The 14,519-nt window shown below is 65.5% G+C and carries 11 protein-coding genes and 1 pseudogene; 10 read left to right on the plus strand and 2 right to left on the minus strand.

The features are described from left to right. Window positions 1-36 precede the first annotated feature (36 nt). From RN629_RS15390 to RN629_RS15400, 3 genes are all read left to right on the plus strand, one after another. Window positions 37-1,128, plus strand: a complete 1,092-nt coding sequence (locus RN629_RS15390; RefSeq protein ID WP_407036022.1) for a Gfo/Idh/MocA family protein — start codon at window positions 37-39, stop codon at window positions 1,126-1,128. A 142-nt stretch (window positions 1,129-1,270) separates the two neighbouring features. Next, window positions 1,271-2,035: a glucose 1-dehydrogenase gene (locus RN629_RS15395; protein ID WP_407036023.1), complete on the plus strand. Its 765-nt coding sequence runs from the start codon at window positions 1,271-1,273 to the stop codon at window positions 2,033-2,035. A gap of 215 nt (window positions 2,036-2,250) precedes the next feature. Then, window positions 2,251-4,689 (plus strand): TonB-dependent receptor, encoded by a 2,439-nt coding sequence (locus RN629_RS15400; protein ID WP_407036024.1) that lies wholly within the window; start codon window positions 2,251-2,253, stop codon window positions 4,687-4,689. 101 nt (window positions 4,690-4,790) lie between these two features. On the opposite strand, the gene RN629_RS15405 is transcribed toward RN629_RS15400, so the two are convergent. Both RN629_RS15405 and RN629_RS15410 read right to left on the minus strand, forming a co-directional pair. Beyond that, window positions 4,791-5,672, minus strand: a complete 882-nt coding sequence (locus RN629_RS15405; protein ID WP_407036025.1) for an SDR family oxidoreductase — start codon at window positions 5,670-5,672, stop codon at window positions 4,791-4,793. A gap of 83 nt (window positions 5,673-5,755) precedes the next feature. Continuing rightward, window positions 5,756-7,045 carry a cytochrome P450 gene (locus tag RN629_RS15410; RefSeq protein WP_407036026.1) on the minus strand — a complete coding sequence of 430 codons (1,290 nt, stop codon included), beginning with the start codon at window positions 7,043-7,045 and terminating at the stop codon, window positions 5,756-5,758. A gap of 177 nt (window positions 7,046-7,222) precedes the next feature. Here RN629_RS15410 and RN629_RS15415 point away from each other — a divergent pair, with 177 nt between their 5' ends. From RN629_RS15415 to RN629_RS15445, 7 genes and pseudogenes are all read left to right on the plus strand, one after another. Beyond that, window positions 7,223-8,164: a LysR family transcriptional regulator gene (locus RN629_RS15415; RefSeq protein ID WP_407036027.1), complete on the plus strand. Its 942-nt coding sequence runs from the start codon at window positions 7,223-7,225 to the stop codon at window positions 8,162-8,164. 66 nt (window positions 8,165-8,230) lie between these two features. After that, entirely contained in the window at window positions 8,231-8,566 is a 336-nt protein-coding gene (locus RN629_RS15420) for a Dabb family protein (protein ID WP_407036028.1), read from the plus strand. Window positions 8,567-8,635: 69 nt separating this feature from the next. After that, on the plus strand, window positions 8,636-10,315 hold the full coding sequence (locus RN629_RS15425) for a hydantoinase B/oxoprolinase family protein (RefSeq protein ID WP_407036029.1): 1,680 nt from the start codon (window positions 8,636-8,638) through the stop codon (window positions 10,313-10,315). After that, window positions 10,312-12,408 (plus strand): hydantoinase/oxoprolinase family protein, encoded by a 2,097-nt coding sequence (locus RN629_RS15430; RefSeq protein ID WP_407036030.1) that lies wholly within the window; start codon window positions 10,312-10,314, stop codon window positions 12,406-12,408. The genes RN629_RS15425 and RN629_RS15430 overlap by 4 nt, the downstream gene beginning before the upstream one ends. After that, window positions 12,405-13,166, plus strand: coding sequence for an HpcH/HpaI aldolase family protein (locus RN629_RS15435; RefSeq protein ID WP_407036031.1), 762 nt, complete (start codon window positions 12,405-12,407; stop codon window positions 13,164-13,166). The genes RN629_RS15430 and RN629_RS15435 overlap by 4 nt, the downstream gene beginning before the upstream one ends. Window positions 13,167-13,321: 155 nt before the next feature. Further along, window positions 13,322-13,987, plus strand: a pseudogene (locus RN629_RS15440) (thiolase family protein); the annotation flags it as partial. Between the two features lie 124 nt (window positions 13,988-14,111). Continuing rightward, window positions 14,112-14,426 carry a hypothetical protein gene (locus RN629_RS15445; protein WP_407036032.1) on the plus strand — a complete coding sequence of 105 codons (315 nt, stop codon included), beginning with the start codon at window positions 14,112-14,114 and terminating at the stop codon, window positions 14,424-14,426. Window positions 14,427-14,519 lie beyond the last annotated feature (93 nt).

Here is a 14,519-nt window from a genome sequence, read left to right on the forward strand (position 1 = left end):
CCGACCCCATCGCACCACGGCACGGACGCATCCATCATGACGGCACAGATTCGAATCGGTATCATCGGCGCCAGCGCGGAACGGGGGTGGGCGCATGACGCGCATATCCCGGCCATCGCGGCGTCCCCGGACCTCGTCCTTAAGGCGGTGTCGACCACCCGGCAGGAGACGGCCGACCTGGCCGCCAGAGCGTTCGGCGTTCCGGCGCATGCGACGCCCGATGCGCTCGTGGCACGCGACGACGTCGATCTGGTCGTCGTGACGGTGAAGGTTCCGCACCATGCAGAACTGGTGACAAAGGCGCTCGCCGCGGGGAAGAACGTGTTCTGCGAGTGGCCGCTTGGCAATGGCGTGGATGAAAGTATCGCGCTTGCGGAGCGGGCCGATGCGGCAGGCGTGCGGGCCTTTATCGGCCTGCAGGCGAGTTCGGGGCCCGAATTCGATCATGTTCGCGCGCTGGTCGCCGATGGTTTCGTTGGTGAGGTCCTGTCCTCTTCGATCGTGGCGTCAGGCGCGAACTGGGGGCCGGCGGTCATGCCCTTTGACGCCTATGTTCTCGATGGTGCGTCGGGGGCGGGCATGCTGGAGATTCCGCTGGGGCACACGCTCGACGGCGTCTGTGCATGCCTGGGCGAGATCGAGTATCTCGTCGCCGAAACCGCACAACGGCGCACCCGCTCCGCCATCGTCGGCACCGATCGCGTGCAGCAGATCACGACGCCCGACCAGATCCTGGTCGCGGCCCGGTTGCGGTCGGGCGCGCCGCTGTCGATCCATTATCGCGGGGGTATGTCGACCGGCACGAATTTCCTTTGGGAGATCAACGGCACGAAGGGCGACCTGAGCATGACCGCCGCCCATGGCCTGGGCGAGATGACGCCCTTGTCCGTCAGGGGCGGACAAGCGGGTCAGGAGCAGGTTCCGCTGGCGACTCCGGAGGAATGCTTCTGGGCACCGGGCAAGCCGGATGGCGTGGCGCGCAACGTGGCGCAGCTTTATGCCCGTATCGTCGCCGATCTGCGCACCGGCACGCGAACGGCGCCGGATTTCCACCATGCCGTTCGACGGCATCAGGTGCTTGCCGCGATCACGGAGGCGGCGGTCACCGGACAGCGGCAATATGTCTGACCATGGTGTCGGATCGCGGATAAAATCTAATAGGCGTTTGATTTATCTGGTGTGGGGTCGCGGCTTGCGCTACAGTCGAGGCACGATTTGATCATCAGCGACTCCGTTGCGGGTTGACGGCGATGACAAGGAGGGGATCAGCATGATGGAAGCGGCGAAGCGTTTGGACGGCAAGGTCGCCATCGTGACCGGCGGCGCGTTGGGGCTGGGCGAAGCCTGTAGCCGGTTGTTCGTCGCGCACGGCGCGCGCGTCGTCATCGCCGATATCAACGACGAGGCAGGAAGCCGGCTGGCGAGCGAGCTTGGCGAGCAGGCCATGTTCGTCCATCTGGACGTTAGCAAGGGTGAGGAATGGACGCGGGCCGTGTCGGCGGCGGTCGACCGTTTCGGGCCGGTGACCGTTCTGGTCAACAATGCCGGCATCGTCGCGGTGCAGCACCTTTCGGACATGAGCGAGGCGGATTATCGCCGGCTCATCGACGTCAACCAGGTGGGCTGTTTCCTCGGCACCACGGCGGTGATCCCGACGATGCGTGCAGCGGGCGGCGGATCGATCGTCAACATCGCCAGCGTCGCGGCGGCGTTCGGCATGAAGCATTTCGCGCATTATACCGCGAGCAAGTGGGCGGTGCGCGGCTTCTCGCGCGCGGCAGCGATGGATCTCGCCGACTTCAACATTCGCGTGAACGCGGTGCTGCCGGGTACGATGCAGACCCCGATGAATGCGGGGCTGCCCGCGCCCACGCAACAGGCGATTGCGCGCTTCGGCCGCCCGGAAGAGGTGGCGGCCATGGTGTTGTTCCTCGCCTCGGATGAAGGGTCGTTCTGCACCGGGCAGGACTATGCCGTCGAAGGTGGTTTCCTGAACCTCATCGGCGAAATCGTGATGGACGATCAGCACGACTGATCCCGGCTGATAAGGCGGAGCCAGCGCAAGACACCATACTTGCCCTCCGGGAGGGCAGGGACGGTCGCGCCGTGTCTTGCGGGATTTCAGATTCTTCGGTGCCGCGGAGAAAGGTCCCGGGCGATCCTGTCATCGACATGATGACCGACATCGATCGGTGTCGAGGCGGTCAACAGCAGATCGATAAAATAATAAACATCATGGAGGGGTTGTATATGGTTCCCAGGATTATTCCCTCACGAGGGATTCTGCTGTCGACGCTGTGCATGATTCCCTTGTGGTCCCAGGCTTTCGGACAGGAACGGCCGGCTGAGGGCGCGAAGCCGTTCAATACGCCGGTCGCGCAGGATCAGGCGGGCAGCCAGGAGATCGTCGTGACCGCCAACAGGGTGACGCAACGGCTGACCGACGTCGGTGTCGCCGTCGCGGTCCTGGACTCGCAGGCGCTCGAAACGCGCAATGTCACGTCGGCGGTCGATCTGCAGAACGTGGTGCCCGGACTTTCGGTCAGCACCTCCGGGTTCGCGACCCCGATCTACAGCCTGCGCGGTGTCGGTGTGAACGAACCTTCGATCGCCTCAGGATCGAGCGTGGCGGTCTATACCGACGAGGTGGCCTATACCCTGCCGGTGATGACCCGGGGTGCGGTGCTGGACCTTGAAAGGGTCGAGGTGGTCAAGGGGCCGCAAGGAACTTTATATGGCCAGAACGCCACGGGCGGGGCCATCAACTATATCGCGGCCAAGCCGACGGACGTGTTCCACGCAGGGGTGACCGGGACATATGGCCGGTACAATCAGACGGCGCTCGAAAGCTATATCAGCGGTCCGCTGGCCGACGGGCTCAAGGCACGTCTGGCATTCCGCGTGGATCGTCAGTTCGACGGTTGGCAGGAGAGCGTGTCGCGGCCGGGCGACAGGCTCGGCCAGACGCGCAAGGTGGCGGGCCGCCTGATCGTCCAGGCCGATCCGACGAGCGCGTTGCGGCTGACCTTCAACGCGAATGGCTGGGTCGACAGATCCGATACCCAGGCGACGCAACTCGTGCAGTTCGTGGGGCAGAGCGGGAACGGGCTGAACCCCAATGGTACGCCCGCCGGCTTGCCCCAGGTGGTCACCGCGCCCGCGATCCTGCCCCCCGCCAACCAGGCGGACCGGCGCACATTGCCATATCCCGAATCGCCGCGGGGCGCCGACTGGAATCGGTTCGACCGCTTTCGGGCCGACGACTGGTTCTGGCAGGGATCGGTGCGCGGCGATCTGGACGTCGCCGATCGCGTGACGCTGACCTCGATCACCGCCTATATGCGGACTCGCATCCGATCGAACCAGGACAATGACGGGATCGGGACGAGCCTGCTCTCGGGAGCGACGCTCGGGCGTGACGTCAACAACGGCAAGTTCTTCAACGATGGCGAGACCCGGACCTTCAACCAGGAGTTGCGTCTGACCGCCATCACCGATGCCTTCACCTTTATCGTCGGCGCGAATTACCTGAACGAGCGGGTGACCGACATCCTGAAGCTCTCCGCGACGGACTTTCCGCCGACGAACAACCTGCCCGGCGGGGGCTTCGCCAATACGAATACCGGCGGCACGCACCGTGTCGACAGCTACGGCGTGTTCGGGAATATCGACCTGAAGCTGACCGAGCAGCTTTCCATTGCCGGCGGCGTGCGGATCAGCAAGGAGAAGCGACGTTTCGCCGGGTGCGCCGCGGACAGCGGTGACGGCCGCGCCGCCAATGTGTTCAATACGCTCTACAGGCTGACCGGCACACCGAGGGCGATCCAGTCGGGGCAATGCTATTCGGTGAACAGCCCGGGCAGTCCCGGCCTGTTCACCTCGACACTGACGCAGGACAATGTCCCCTGGAACGTCAATGTGAACTTCAAGCCGACGGTGCGGTCGCTACTCTATGGGCGGATCAGCAAGGGCTTCAAGTCCGGGAATTATCCCACGATCCTGACCAACAACAATGGCTCGTTCCTGCCGGTGCGGCAGGAATCGCTGCTGGCGTACGAGGTCGGCGCGAAAGTGGATGTGCGCCGCTTTTTGTCGGTCGAGGCCGCGCTGTTCTATTACGACTATAGCGACAAGCAGCAGCGGGGGCGTGAGGATACCGGCCCGTTGTTCGGCCTGGTCGCCAAGCAGGTGAATGTGCCCAAGTCGCGGATTCAGGGCGCCGAGCTGAGCCTCTCGCTTCGTCCGGTCGAAGGCCTCATCCTTGCGGCGGCCGGTTCCTATCTCGACTCCAAGATCCAAACATATGTCGGCTATAATATCGACGGCGGCTTCGGCGATCAGTCGGGCGGCCCCATCCCCTTTGTGTCCAAGGAAAATGTGAACCTCGACGTGAATTACGAGCGACCGATCACCGACACGCTCGCAATATTCATGGGCGGCAACATGGCCTATCGCAGCAAGTCGGTGGCGCAGATCAATGCCGCACCGGTCTGGGACCTGAATGCCTACACGACGTATGACGCGCAGCTTGGGCTCTCGTCGGATCGCGACGGATGGCGTGTCTGGATCTGGGGCAAAAATCTCGGCGACGAACTCTACTGGACCAATGTGATCAAGGCGTCCGAAGTGATCACGCGCTTTACCAATATGGGGCGCACCTATGGCTTGACCGCGGCGTTCAAGATGTAGGGCATGACCGAAGCCGGCCCCGCCTCGCGGGGCCGGCTTCACGTGCGGATATCAGCCGTCGCAAGGCGGACGGCCATCCGCCCCGGGACGCTGAACCTGCGTCAGGGGTGATAGCCGTCGAGTTGCGCCTCGGCGATCATGCGAATGCCCTCTTCGGGTGGGCGATGGGTCATGCAAACCGGGCGGTTCTCCCGGATCGCCCGGACGACCATCGGCCCGACGAGTTCCGGTTCGATCGCGACGCTGGTATGCGTTCCGCCAAGTACGCGAACGGGGCCGCGCCCGGCACCCCCCGCGATCAGCGCCTCGCCGCGTTCCTCGGCATAGCTGGCGAAGGGCTTGACCGCCGCATCCGCCGCCCGCTCCTCGGCCGACCGCAATTCCCCGCTGCGGGTATGCGCCGCAGTGTTGATCTGGCCGGGATAGAGAATGGTCGTGTTGAAGCCGTCGGCGCGCAGTTCCTCCGCCGTCACGCGGGAGAAGCCATCGGTCGCCTCCTTGCTCATCGTGTAGATTGCCATGCCCGGGATGGTCAGCATCGACGCCATGGAGGAGGTGTTGACTATATGCTTCTCGCCGGTCTGTGCGCGCATCCGCGGCAGAAACACGTGGTAGCCGTGCAGGAGGCCCCAGATGTTGATGTTGATCATATATTGCAGGTCGGCATAGCTGGTGTCCCAGATCGCGCGCATCGGCCGCACTGCGACGCCGGCGTTGTTCACCAGGATTTCGATCGTGCCGAACGCGTCGAAGGCCGCGTCGGCGAGTGCCTGCATGGCGTCGAGCCTGGACACGTCCGTCTGGATTGCGATCGCCTTCCGGCCCTTCGCGACGACTTCGTCACGCACCTTTTCGGCATCGTCCTTGCGAATGTCGGCGATGACCACATTGGCGCCCGCATCCGCCAGCGCATGGGCGATCGAGCGGCCGATGCCGTTGCCGCCGGCTACGACCACCGCGTTCTTTCCAGTGATGTCCGTCAAATCCTCTCTCCTTCGTGTCCGGGGGCCGCCGCAAGGGCGCGGCCTGAACCCGGGTCATTGTCCTGACGTGGGTTGCCGCGCGGCTATTTGGTCCATTGGACGCAAAGGGTCTTCGGTCCCCGGGTGCGGCCCTTTGCCTCCCAGTCCGGATCGAATTCCATCGGGCTGAGCGAGGTGAAGCGTTGCGTCACGCCGCGAAGGATGACCTCGATATCCATCCGGGCGAGTTGCGACCCGACGCAGAAATGCGCGCCGAACCCGAACGCCAGATGCTGCGCGGGCTTCTCGCGATCCAGATCGAACTGGCGCGGGCATGCATAGACCTTGGGGTCGAGATTACCGGCATGAGGAATGGGCAGGACGGATTCGTCCTTGCGGATGAGCGTGTCGCCGAACTGCACGTCTTCGATGGCGACGCGGGCGCGGGGCGGGGCGACGCCGACCGGCAGGAACCGGAGGAACTCGTCCACCGCCTTCAGGATCAGGTCGGGCTCCTCGCGCAGCCGGGTGAATGTTTCCGGGTTGTGCACCAGCCAGTAGAGGCAGTTCGAGATGAAGGACGCGGTCGAATCGTGACCAGCCATGAGCAAGACGGTGCCGACCCCCTCCAATTCCTCCTGACTCCACAATCCGTTGACCTCCGTATCCAGCAGGAGCGCGCTGATCAGGTCGTCGCCGGGCTTCTCCCGCTTGCGGCAGCAGAGCTCCTTGAAATAGGTTTTGATGGTCTCCAGCGCTTTGCTGGCATCGGCGGCGGTGGCGTGGCGCGTCGCGACGAAATCATGCGCGTGCTTGACGTAGATGTGCCGTTCCTCCGGCGGCGCACCGAGCAGTTCGCACAGCAGGAACAGTGGCACCTTGTAGACGAATTCCGGCAGCATATCGACGCCCGGGCCCTGCCGCTCCATCTCGTCGAGGCAGTCCTCCACCAGCCGTTCGGTGAACGGCCGTAGCCCGTTGACCCGTTTGGGCGTGAGATGCTTCATCAGGGTGCGTCGCCGTTCGGATTGTGCTGGCGGATCCATGACGATGAAGCTGTCGGGGAAGGGGGCCCCGATCTCGAGCGCGCGGGCACGCGGATAGTCGCCATGCGCCTTTCGCGCGACGCTGAAGCGGTTGTCCATCAGCACCGCCTTCACTTCCTTGAAGCCGGTGGCGACCCATCCCTGGCCGTTGTTGACCGTGCCGTAGGGGAGTTGCGCCCAGGCAACTGATCCCTCGTCGCGCATGACGTCGAACTGGTCCTGCAACGCCCGGCTGTTCACCTCGTCCTGCTTCATGGGGATCTGGAACGGACAGACTCCGGTGCGCGCTTCGGGTTCGGGCGATGTACGCAGCGGTTGATCCGCCACGACGTCGGGGGTGGTCGCCATGATCCTCTCTCCTTGTTCAACGCGGCCGTCGATCGATCGGTCGGTTGGCGCATCGCGAATGCCCGGCTCCGCCTGATCATATCGGCTCGAATAATATAACGGCCGTTTGATAATGGCCGATCGAACGATCATGGTCCAATGCGTGATATTGTCGATTCGATGCCTTCAAGGTATCGAATGGCGATGATTAATCTCCAGCGGCTGGGCTATGTGACGGCGATCGCGGAAGAGGGGAGCTATGCCGCCGCCGCCACGCGGCTGGGCCTGTCGCAGCCGGCTCTGTCGCGCAGCATCCAGGGGCTGGAGGAGGAATATGGCATCCGGCTTTTCGACCGGGGCCGTGCGGGGGCGCAACTGACAGCGGACGGCGCCGCCTTTGTCGGCATTGCCGGGCGCCTCCTGAACCAGGCGGATACCGCTAACGAGCAACTCATGGCGCTTTCCGCGGGCGGTGGCAGTCTGGTGGCCTTTGGCCTCGGCCCTGTATCGGCGGCGGCAATCCTGCCGCGCCTGTTGCCCGCGCTGTTGTCCACCGGCGCGCGGCTGCGGATCAGGGTGGAAGCGCTGAACACGCTGCAACAGCTTCTCCGTCAGGGCGAGATCGACTTTTTCATCAGCGGATTGCCGGTTCGGGACCGTTTGTCGCGGCTGCCCGATGACTTTCGGGTGCGTCGCATCCCGCTGACCTCGGTCAATCTGCTAGTCCGGCCGGGGCATCCGCTTCTCGCGGGCGATTGCGAGCCCGACGACCTGCGCCGTTACCCAATTGCCGCGGGCAGCTTCCTGCGCGAGCTTCTGCCGTCGGCGCGGCTGGCGCAACTGGGCGTTGCTCCCCCGATCGTGGAGCTGGACGATTATGCGACCCTGAGCGCGCTGGCGCGGCAGAGCGAGTTCATTGTCGTCGCGGTTCGCGGGCTTGCCGATGTGCGGCCTGATCTTGGCCTCGTGCCGCTGCCGGTCGATCTCGCGGTGAACGAGGTCGAATATGGCTTTGTCTCGGCGAGCTTCAACGATCTCTCAGCCGAGGCGCGGCAGATCGCGACGATGATCCTGGACCAGCTCGCGAGCCAGATGGGCCGCGCAAAGCCGCCACCCGGGATACCATTTTCTAATAAGTGATAGACTCATGGGCCGTGCGGCCGTATTTTTGCGGGCCTCTCAAAAACACATCGGAGGCCGCGGAGCATGATCGTTCACTGTTCGCTCTGGAAGTTCAAGGACGGCACCTCCCCCGAGCTGGTCGAGGACATTGTGCAGCGTTGGCGGGCGCTGGAGGCCATCGTCCCCTCCGTGCGCAAGATCGAGGCAGGGCCCGATCTCGGCAATTGGGACGAGAATTACGACATCGCCGCGCTCATCTATTTCGACGGGCCGGAGGGCTATGAGTCCTATCGCACCAACGAGGATCATCTCGCCTTCGCGATGGAGTTCCTAGTCCCCAATATCGACGGGTTGCACATGCGCGCGGCCGTGCAGTTCACATTGCCCGACATGGCGGCCCAGCGGGACATGCGCTATTAAGTTGACATTCTAAGTCAACTTATAAAAAATGCCGAAACCGACCATGTGAAGTCGGTGCAGGAGAGTGTCATGACGAGTGCGATCACCGCAGACGCCGCCGTGGAAGGGGGCGAGGTAGCAGCCGGGGTAGGGCACGGGTCGACGGATCCGCTGGAACGGGAGATCTTCCGTTACACCGCGGCGTCGATCACCGAGGAGCTAGAGGGCAACATCACCCGGACCGCCTACAGCCCGCTGATCCAGGAATCGCAGGATTACTGTGTTTCGCTGGTGTCCGCCGACTACCGCCCGTTCATGCAGTCCGAGGCCTCGATCCCGATCTTCGTCTCCGACATGGGCGAAGTCGTGCGCGATGCGGTCGCGGTCATCGGCGTGGATACGTTGTCCCCCGGCGACGTGTTCGTCACGAATTATGGCAGCGGGCAGCACCTCAACAACGTGGTGCTCGGGGCGCCGCTGTTCCATGGTGACCGGCTGACCGCGTATATCGCCATCCGCGCGCACTGGGCGGATGTCGGCGGGCTGGTGCCGGGCGGTCAGACGATGGCCGCACGCTCGATCTTCCAGGAGGGCACACGCTATCGCGGGCTGCGATTGATGCGCGCCGGGGAGATCGTGCCGGAGGTGCTGGCGACACTCCAGGCCAATACCTATCAGAGGGAAGCGCTGACGGGCGACATGATGGCACAGCTCGGCGCCTGCGTGCTCGGCGCGCGGCGCTGGACTGAGCGCGTCGTCGCTCGTTGGAGCGCCGACGAGACAACCGCACTGATCGCCGCGCAGCTCGCGGCGAGCGAGGCCTTTGCGCGGCGCGCGATCCGCGACCTGCCCGACGGCGTCTATAGCGACGAGCGCCGCTGGCAATTCGACTTTGGCGGTGTTGCGGTCGACATGGCGTTCCGGCTGGAGATCCGGATCGAGGGCGATCGGATGATCTGCGACCTGTCGGGCATGCCGCCGCAGACGACGCTGCCGATCAATTGCGGTGCAATCGGCGGTGCGATGGCGGCGGTACGGCTGGCCTTCCGCTACCTGATCGGCGGCGATGCGCCGACCGATGGCGGCTTCTTCGCGCCGCTGGAGGTGATCGTGCCGCCGGGCACGATCGTCAGCGCGGGAGAAGAGGCGCCGATGGGCTTCTGGAACATGACGATGCCGTTGCTGATCGACATGTTCGTGGCGGCGATCGGCAACACGCATCCCGAACGCGTTCCGGCCTCGCACTTCGGATCGATCGGCGGCCTGATGATCAGCGGCCGGCGCGAGAGCGGGGAACGCTGGCTGATGGTGGAAGGGCTGATCGGCGGGTTGGGCGCCGAGTGCGACGCCGATGGCTATGGCCCGGTGAAATGCCTGATGCTGGGCAATATGAAGGGCATTCCGCTTGAGATGGCGGAGGCGCGCTATCCGCTCCGCTACCGCTCGATCAGTCTGGATCGCGAGTCGGGGGGCGTGGGAAAGTATCGCGGCGGACCGGGCGCGGCCAAGGTGATCGAGCTGCTGGCCCCTTGTTCGGTCGACACCTATCCGGAACCGGCCGTCCCGGCCAAGGGGCTGGCGGGCGGGGGGGCCGGCAAATTGAGTTCGGTCAGGGTGCGGCGGCCGGGAAGCGACGAATGGCTGCCGCTCGCGGGCAGCAGCGCGCAGATCGGCCCGCTCCCGGCGGGAACGCTGATCCGGCAGATCAGCGGTGGAGGGGGCGGCTGGGGCAGGCCCGATTCCGACAGCGGACAGGAGAAGGTGGCATGAGCATCCCTGGTTCCCATGAGGCGTTCGCCCGCATCGGCTGCGACATTGGCGGGACCTTTACCGACGTGGCCGCGGTCGATGCGGAGGGGCGACTCCATATCGGCAAGCGGCTGACCACCCATGGCAATGAGCATCAGGGTGTGATCCAGGCGATCCAGGATACCGCCGTCGATCTCGCCTCGCCGGACCTGATCGTCGCGCACGGCACCACGCTCGTCATCAATTCGCTGCTCGAACGGCACGGCGCGAACGTCGCACTGGTGACGACTCTGGGCTTTCCCGACGTGATCGACGTGGGACGCGGCAACCGCAGTGACATCTTCAACATGCGTTTCCGCCGTTCCCCGCCGCTGATCGCAGATACGATGCGGTTCGAGGTGGACGAGCGGATGAATGGCGACGGGTCGCTGGACAGGGCACCATCCAACGAGGCGCTGGCCGCGCTGGCCGAGCGGCTGAGGCAGGCGGGGGCGGAAGCAGTCGCCATCGGCTTCCTCAACGCCTATGCCAATCCGGCCAATGAGGATGCGGTCGCCGCGTTCCTGCGGGCTGCGCTGCCCGATGTACCGGTCACCACCTCGTCCTCGATCAGCCGGCAGTGGCGCGAATATGAACGGTTCACTACCGCCGCCGCCAACGCCTATATCGCGCCGGTCTTTCAACGCTATCTGGGGCGCCTGACCGGCGGGCTGGAACAGGACGGCTTCTCCGGCGAATTCATCGTCCTCGATTCGAGCGGCGGTGCGATGACGGTCGACAGCGCGCGGCGACAGCCGGTGCGGGCGGTGGAATCGGGGCCGGTGGGCGGCGTCATCGGCGCACGGAGCCTGGCCCACGATCTTGGCATCGCCAACCTCGTGGCGCTCGACATCGGCGGCACGACCGCCAAATCCACACTGGTCGAAAATGGTGACTATGCGACCCGCGACCTTTACTGGATCGGCGGGGAGAAGCAGGGCTTTCCCTTGCAGGTCAGCACGGTTGACATCCTCGAGGTCGGTGTCGGCGGCGGTTCGATCGCGCGGATCGACGAGCGCGGGGCGCTTCAGGTTGGTCCGCGTTCGGCCGGGTCGAAGCCCGGGCCGGCCTGTTATGGCCTGGGCGGGACACAGCCGACGCTGACCGACGCCAATCTCTATTGCGGGCGGATCGACAAGGATCATTTCGCCGGCACCTTTTCGCTCGACATCGCGGCAGCGGAAACGGCGATCGCGCGGGTCGCGGCCGAGGGGGGCATGTCGCCCGATCGCCTCGCGCTGGGGATCATCCGGCTCGCCTGTCTGCAGGCGGCGTCCACTGTGAGGCGACAGACGCTGGAGCGCGGCAACGACCCGCGCGATTATACGCTGCTGGCCAGCGGGGGCGCGGGGCCGCTTCATGCCTGCGAGGTGGCGGTCGAGGTCGGCATCGATCGGGTGCTGATCCCGCGCTTTCCGGGCCATTATTCGGCGCTTGGCATGCTGAGTGCGAATCTGCGGCAGGATCGTCGCGAACAGATGGTGCAGGATATCGACACCCTGAGCCCGCAGGCGGTGCGCGAATTGCTCGATCGCGCGGCGTCCGACCTGACCGGCGAACTGGGCGGCACGGGCGAAATGCGCGGCGAAGCGCTCGCTTTCCGATATTCGGTCGCACTGCGTTTCGCCGGACAGGAGCATGTGCTGTGGATCGCGCCGCCAGCGGCCGGCCTGGACGTTCCCGACGACTTCGCGGCCTGTTTCCGTCGCGCGTTCGAGACGGAATATCTCCGGCGCTACGGCCATCTCGACAAGCTCTCGCGGGTAGAGACGGCGGAGGTCCAGGTCATTGCAGAGCGTCCGTTGCCGCCGGTCTCGGTCGATTTCACCGACGCGGCCGATGGAACCTGGGGCGAGAATCTGTCCCTCTGGGGCGAGGGCGAGGGGGTGCGGATCGCCACCCCGATCATCCCGCGCTCGACGCTCAAGGAAGGGGACCGGTTCGCCGGCCCGGCGGTGCTGCACGAGGTCGGCTCGACCACCGCCATTCCGCCGGGGGCGACGGCGGAGGTGCTGCGCGGCGGCGCGATCCTCGTCGATGTCCGTCATGTGCGCGGCGGGAGTGCGCCGGCATGACCCATGGCAGCGTGGCAGCGGCGCGGCTGAGTCTGCGGGGCACGGACGTGCCGATCGGCATCTATATCTCGTCCACCGATCCGACGACGACGGAGATCGCTGCCGCGGCGGGGCTCGATTTCGTCATGATCGATGGTGAGCATGGGCCGCTGGATCGGCACCTGGTGCTCGGCCACGTTCGCGCGGCAAAGGCGGCGGGGATCGTGCCGATCGCGCGGATGCTGGAAGGCAGCGACACGCAGATACAGGCGCTACTCGACGTCGGTTGCGCCGGGGTGGTGGTGCCCAAGGTCGAAACCGCCGCGGACGCGACGCGGATCGTCCGCGCGTCGCGCTATGCGCCCACCGGCAGGCGCGGCATGTGCCCGGCCTGTCACGATGGCGGCTATTCCGTGAACGGCTTTCGCGATCGGATGACGCAGCGCGACCGGGAGACCTTGGTCATCCCGATCATCGAAACGCGCAAAGCGCTGGATAACATAGCTGAGATCGCGGCGGTCGATGGCATCGACGTGATCCATTTCGGCCCGGGTGACCTTTCTGCGGACATGGGCCTCGATCTGGCGATCGACCTGCCTGTTCTGCGTGACGCCTGGGTAACGGTGCGGGATGTGTGCCACGCCGCGGGCAAGGCGCTGCTGGTGCCTGACAATATGGGGTTCGAGGGCGGCGACCTTTATATCTGGCCGATGGAATTGATGCTGTTGCGCAGCACGCTGGAGGCGATGATGCGCGATCGCGCGGCTGGGGCACAGTAGCGGGCGCACGGCGGCGTTCCGCCGCCCCCTCGCGCGGCGGCGCGGCGGAAAAGCGTAAGCCTCTTCCCGCCTTTTCCAATCCCCGCATTTCGCCCTGTCCCGGCCGCGAGCATCGGCCCGGGCTTTGGAGTATGCAAATGGAACCGGTCTACCTTATGGCGGGCGGGCGCACCGCCATCGGCACGTCCGGCGGCAGCCGCAAGGACGTGCCTGCGAATACGGTGGCCCGCGTCGTCCTCGCCGAGGCGATCGCGCGGGCCGGCCTCGCGCCGGACGATGTCGGGCATATGGTGGTGAGCCAGGCGATCCCTGGTACGCTGAAGGATGCGTACATCGCGCGGGTCGCGGCGGTGGAGGCGGGCGTACCGATCCATGTGCTCGCGCTCACGGTGAACCGCTTGTGCGGTTCGGGACTGCAGGCGATCATCTCCATGGCGCAGATGATCGCACTGGGCGAGTGCGACGTCGGGGTCGCCGGTGGCGCCGAGTCCATGTCCCGCGCGCCGCACCTGTCCTCGTCCACCCGCTTCGGGCAGAGGCTGAGCGATGTGGCGATGGTGGACGCGCTGGTCGGAACCCTGAGCGATCCGTTAGATGGCGTCCATATGGGCGTCACTGCGGAGAATGTTGCCCGGGATCACGGTATCGCGCGGCAGGCCCAGGACGCGCTGGCGGTGGAGAGCCACGCCCGCGCTGCCAGGGCACTGGCCCAGGGACGGTTCAAGGCGCAGATCGTCGGCGTAGAGGTGCGCGACCGCAAGGGTACGCGGCTGTTCGACGCGAACTCGATGGCGCGGTTGAAGCGGGTCTTTGCGGTGGAGGGTAGCGCAACCGCCGGAAATTCGTCCGGGATCAACGATGGCGTGGCCAGTGTCGTGCTGGACGCGCGTGGCGATGCGCCCTGGGCGCGGATCCTGTCCTCGGGGTATGCGGGGGGCGAGCCGCATGGGAATCGGTCCGGTCAAGGCCGTGGCGGACGCGCTGCCACGGGCGGGCCTGACGATCGGGCAGATCGAGGTCATCGAGGCGAACGAGGCCTTTGCCGCGCAGGCCTGTGCCGTGGCCGCAGCGCTTGGCTTCCGCCCGGACAGGGTCAATTCGAACGGATCGGGGATTGCGGTGGGGCATCCGATCGGCGCCACCGGCGCGATCCTGACGGTCGAGCTGCTGTACGAGCTGGAACGGATCGGGGGGCGCTACGGCCCGGTCACGCTGTGCATCGGCGGGGGGGCAACTGTGATGCTCATGCGAGAGCGATAGGCTGTCGCTTTCGGATCATGGCGTTGAGGATGACGAGGAGTTGCCGTGCGACGGCGATGAGGATCGTCTTGGGCGCCTTGCCCTTGGCGCGCA

The sequence above is a fragment of the Facivitalis istanbulensis genome (genome assembly GCF_040560405.1).
Taxonomy (GTDB): domain Bacteria; phylum Pseudomonadota; class Alphaproteobacteria; order Sphingomonadales; family Sphingomonadaceae; genus Sphingomonas; species Sphingomonas istanbulensis.

Excerpts from the sequence above, each read along its gene's own strand:
- RN629_RS15395 (WP_407036023.1), top strand. The coding sequence starts at position 1,271 with ATGATGGAAGCGGCGAAGCGTTTGGACGGCAAGGTCGCCATCGTGACC.
- RN629_RS15420 (WP_407036028.1), top strand. The coding sequence starts at position 8,231 with ATGATCGTTCACTGTTCGCTCTGGAAGTTCAAGGACGGCACCTCCCCC.
- RN629_RS15425 (WP_407036029.1), top strand. The coding sequence starts at position 8,636 with ATGACGAGTGCGATCACCGCAGACGCCGCCGTGGAAGGGGGCGAGGTA.
- RN629_RS15415 (WP_407036027.1), top strand. The coding sequence starts at position 7,223 with ATGGCGATGATTAATCTCCAGCGGCTGGGCTATGTGACGGCGATCGCG.
- RN629_RS15445 (WP_407036032.1), top strand. The coding sequence starts at position 14,112 with ATGGGAATCGGTCCGGTCAAGGCCGTGGCGGACGCGCTGCCACGGGCG.
- RN629_RS15400 (WP_407036024.1), top strand. The coding sequence starts at position 2,251 with ATGGTTCCCAGGATTATTCCCTCACGAGGGATTCTGCTGTCGACGCTG.
- RN629_RS15410 (WP_407036026.1), bottom strand. The coding sequence starts at position 7,045 with ATGGCGACCACCCCCGACGTCGTGGCGGATCAACCGCTGCGTACATCG.
- RN629_RS15390 (WP_407036022.1), top strand. The coding sequence starts at position 37 with ATGACGGCACAGATTCGAATCGGTATCATCGGCGCCAGCGCGGAACGG.
- RN629_RS15430 (WP_407036030.1), top strand. The coding sequence starts at position 10,312 with ATGAGCATCCCTGGTTCCCATGAGGCGTTCGCCCGCATCGGCTGCGAC.
- RN629_RS15435 (WP_407036031.1), top strand. The coding sequence starts at position 12,405 with ATGACCCATGGCAGCGTGGCAGCGGCGCGGCTGAGTCTGCGGGGCACG.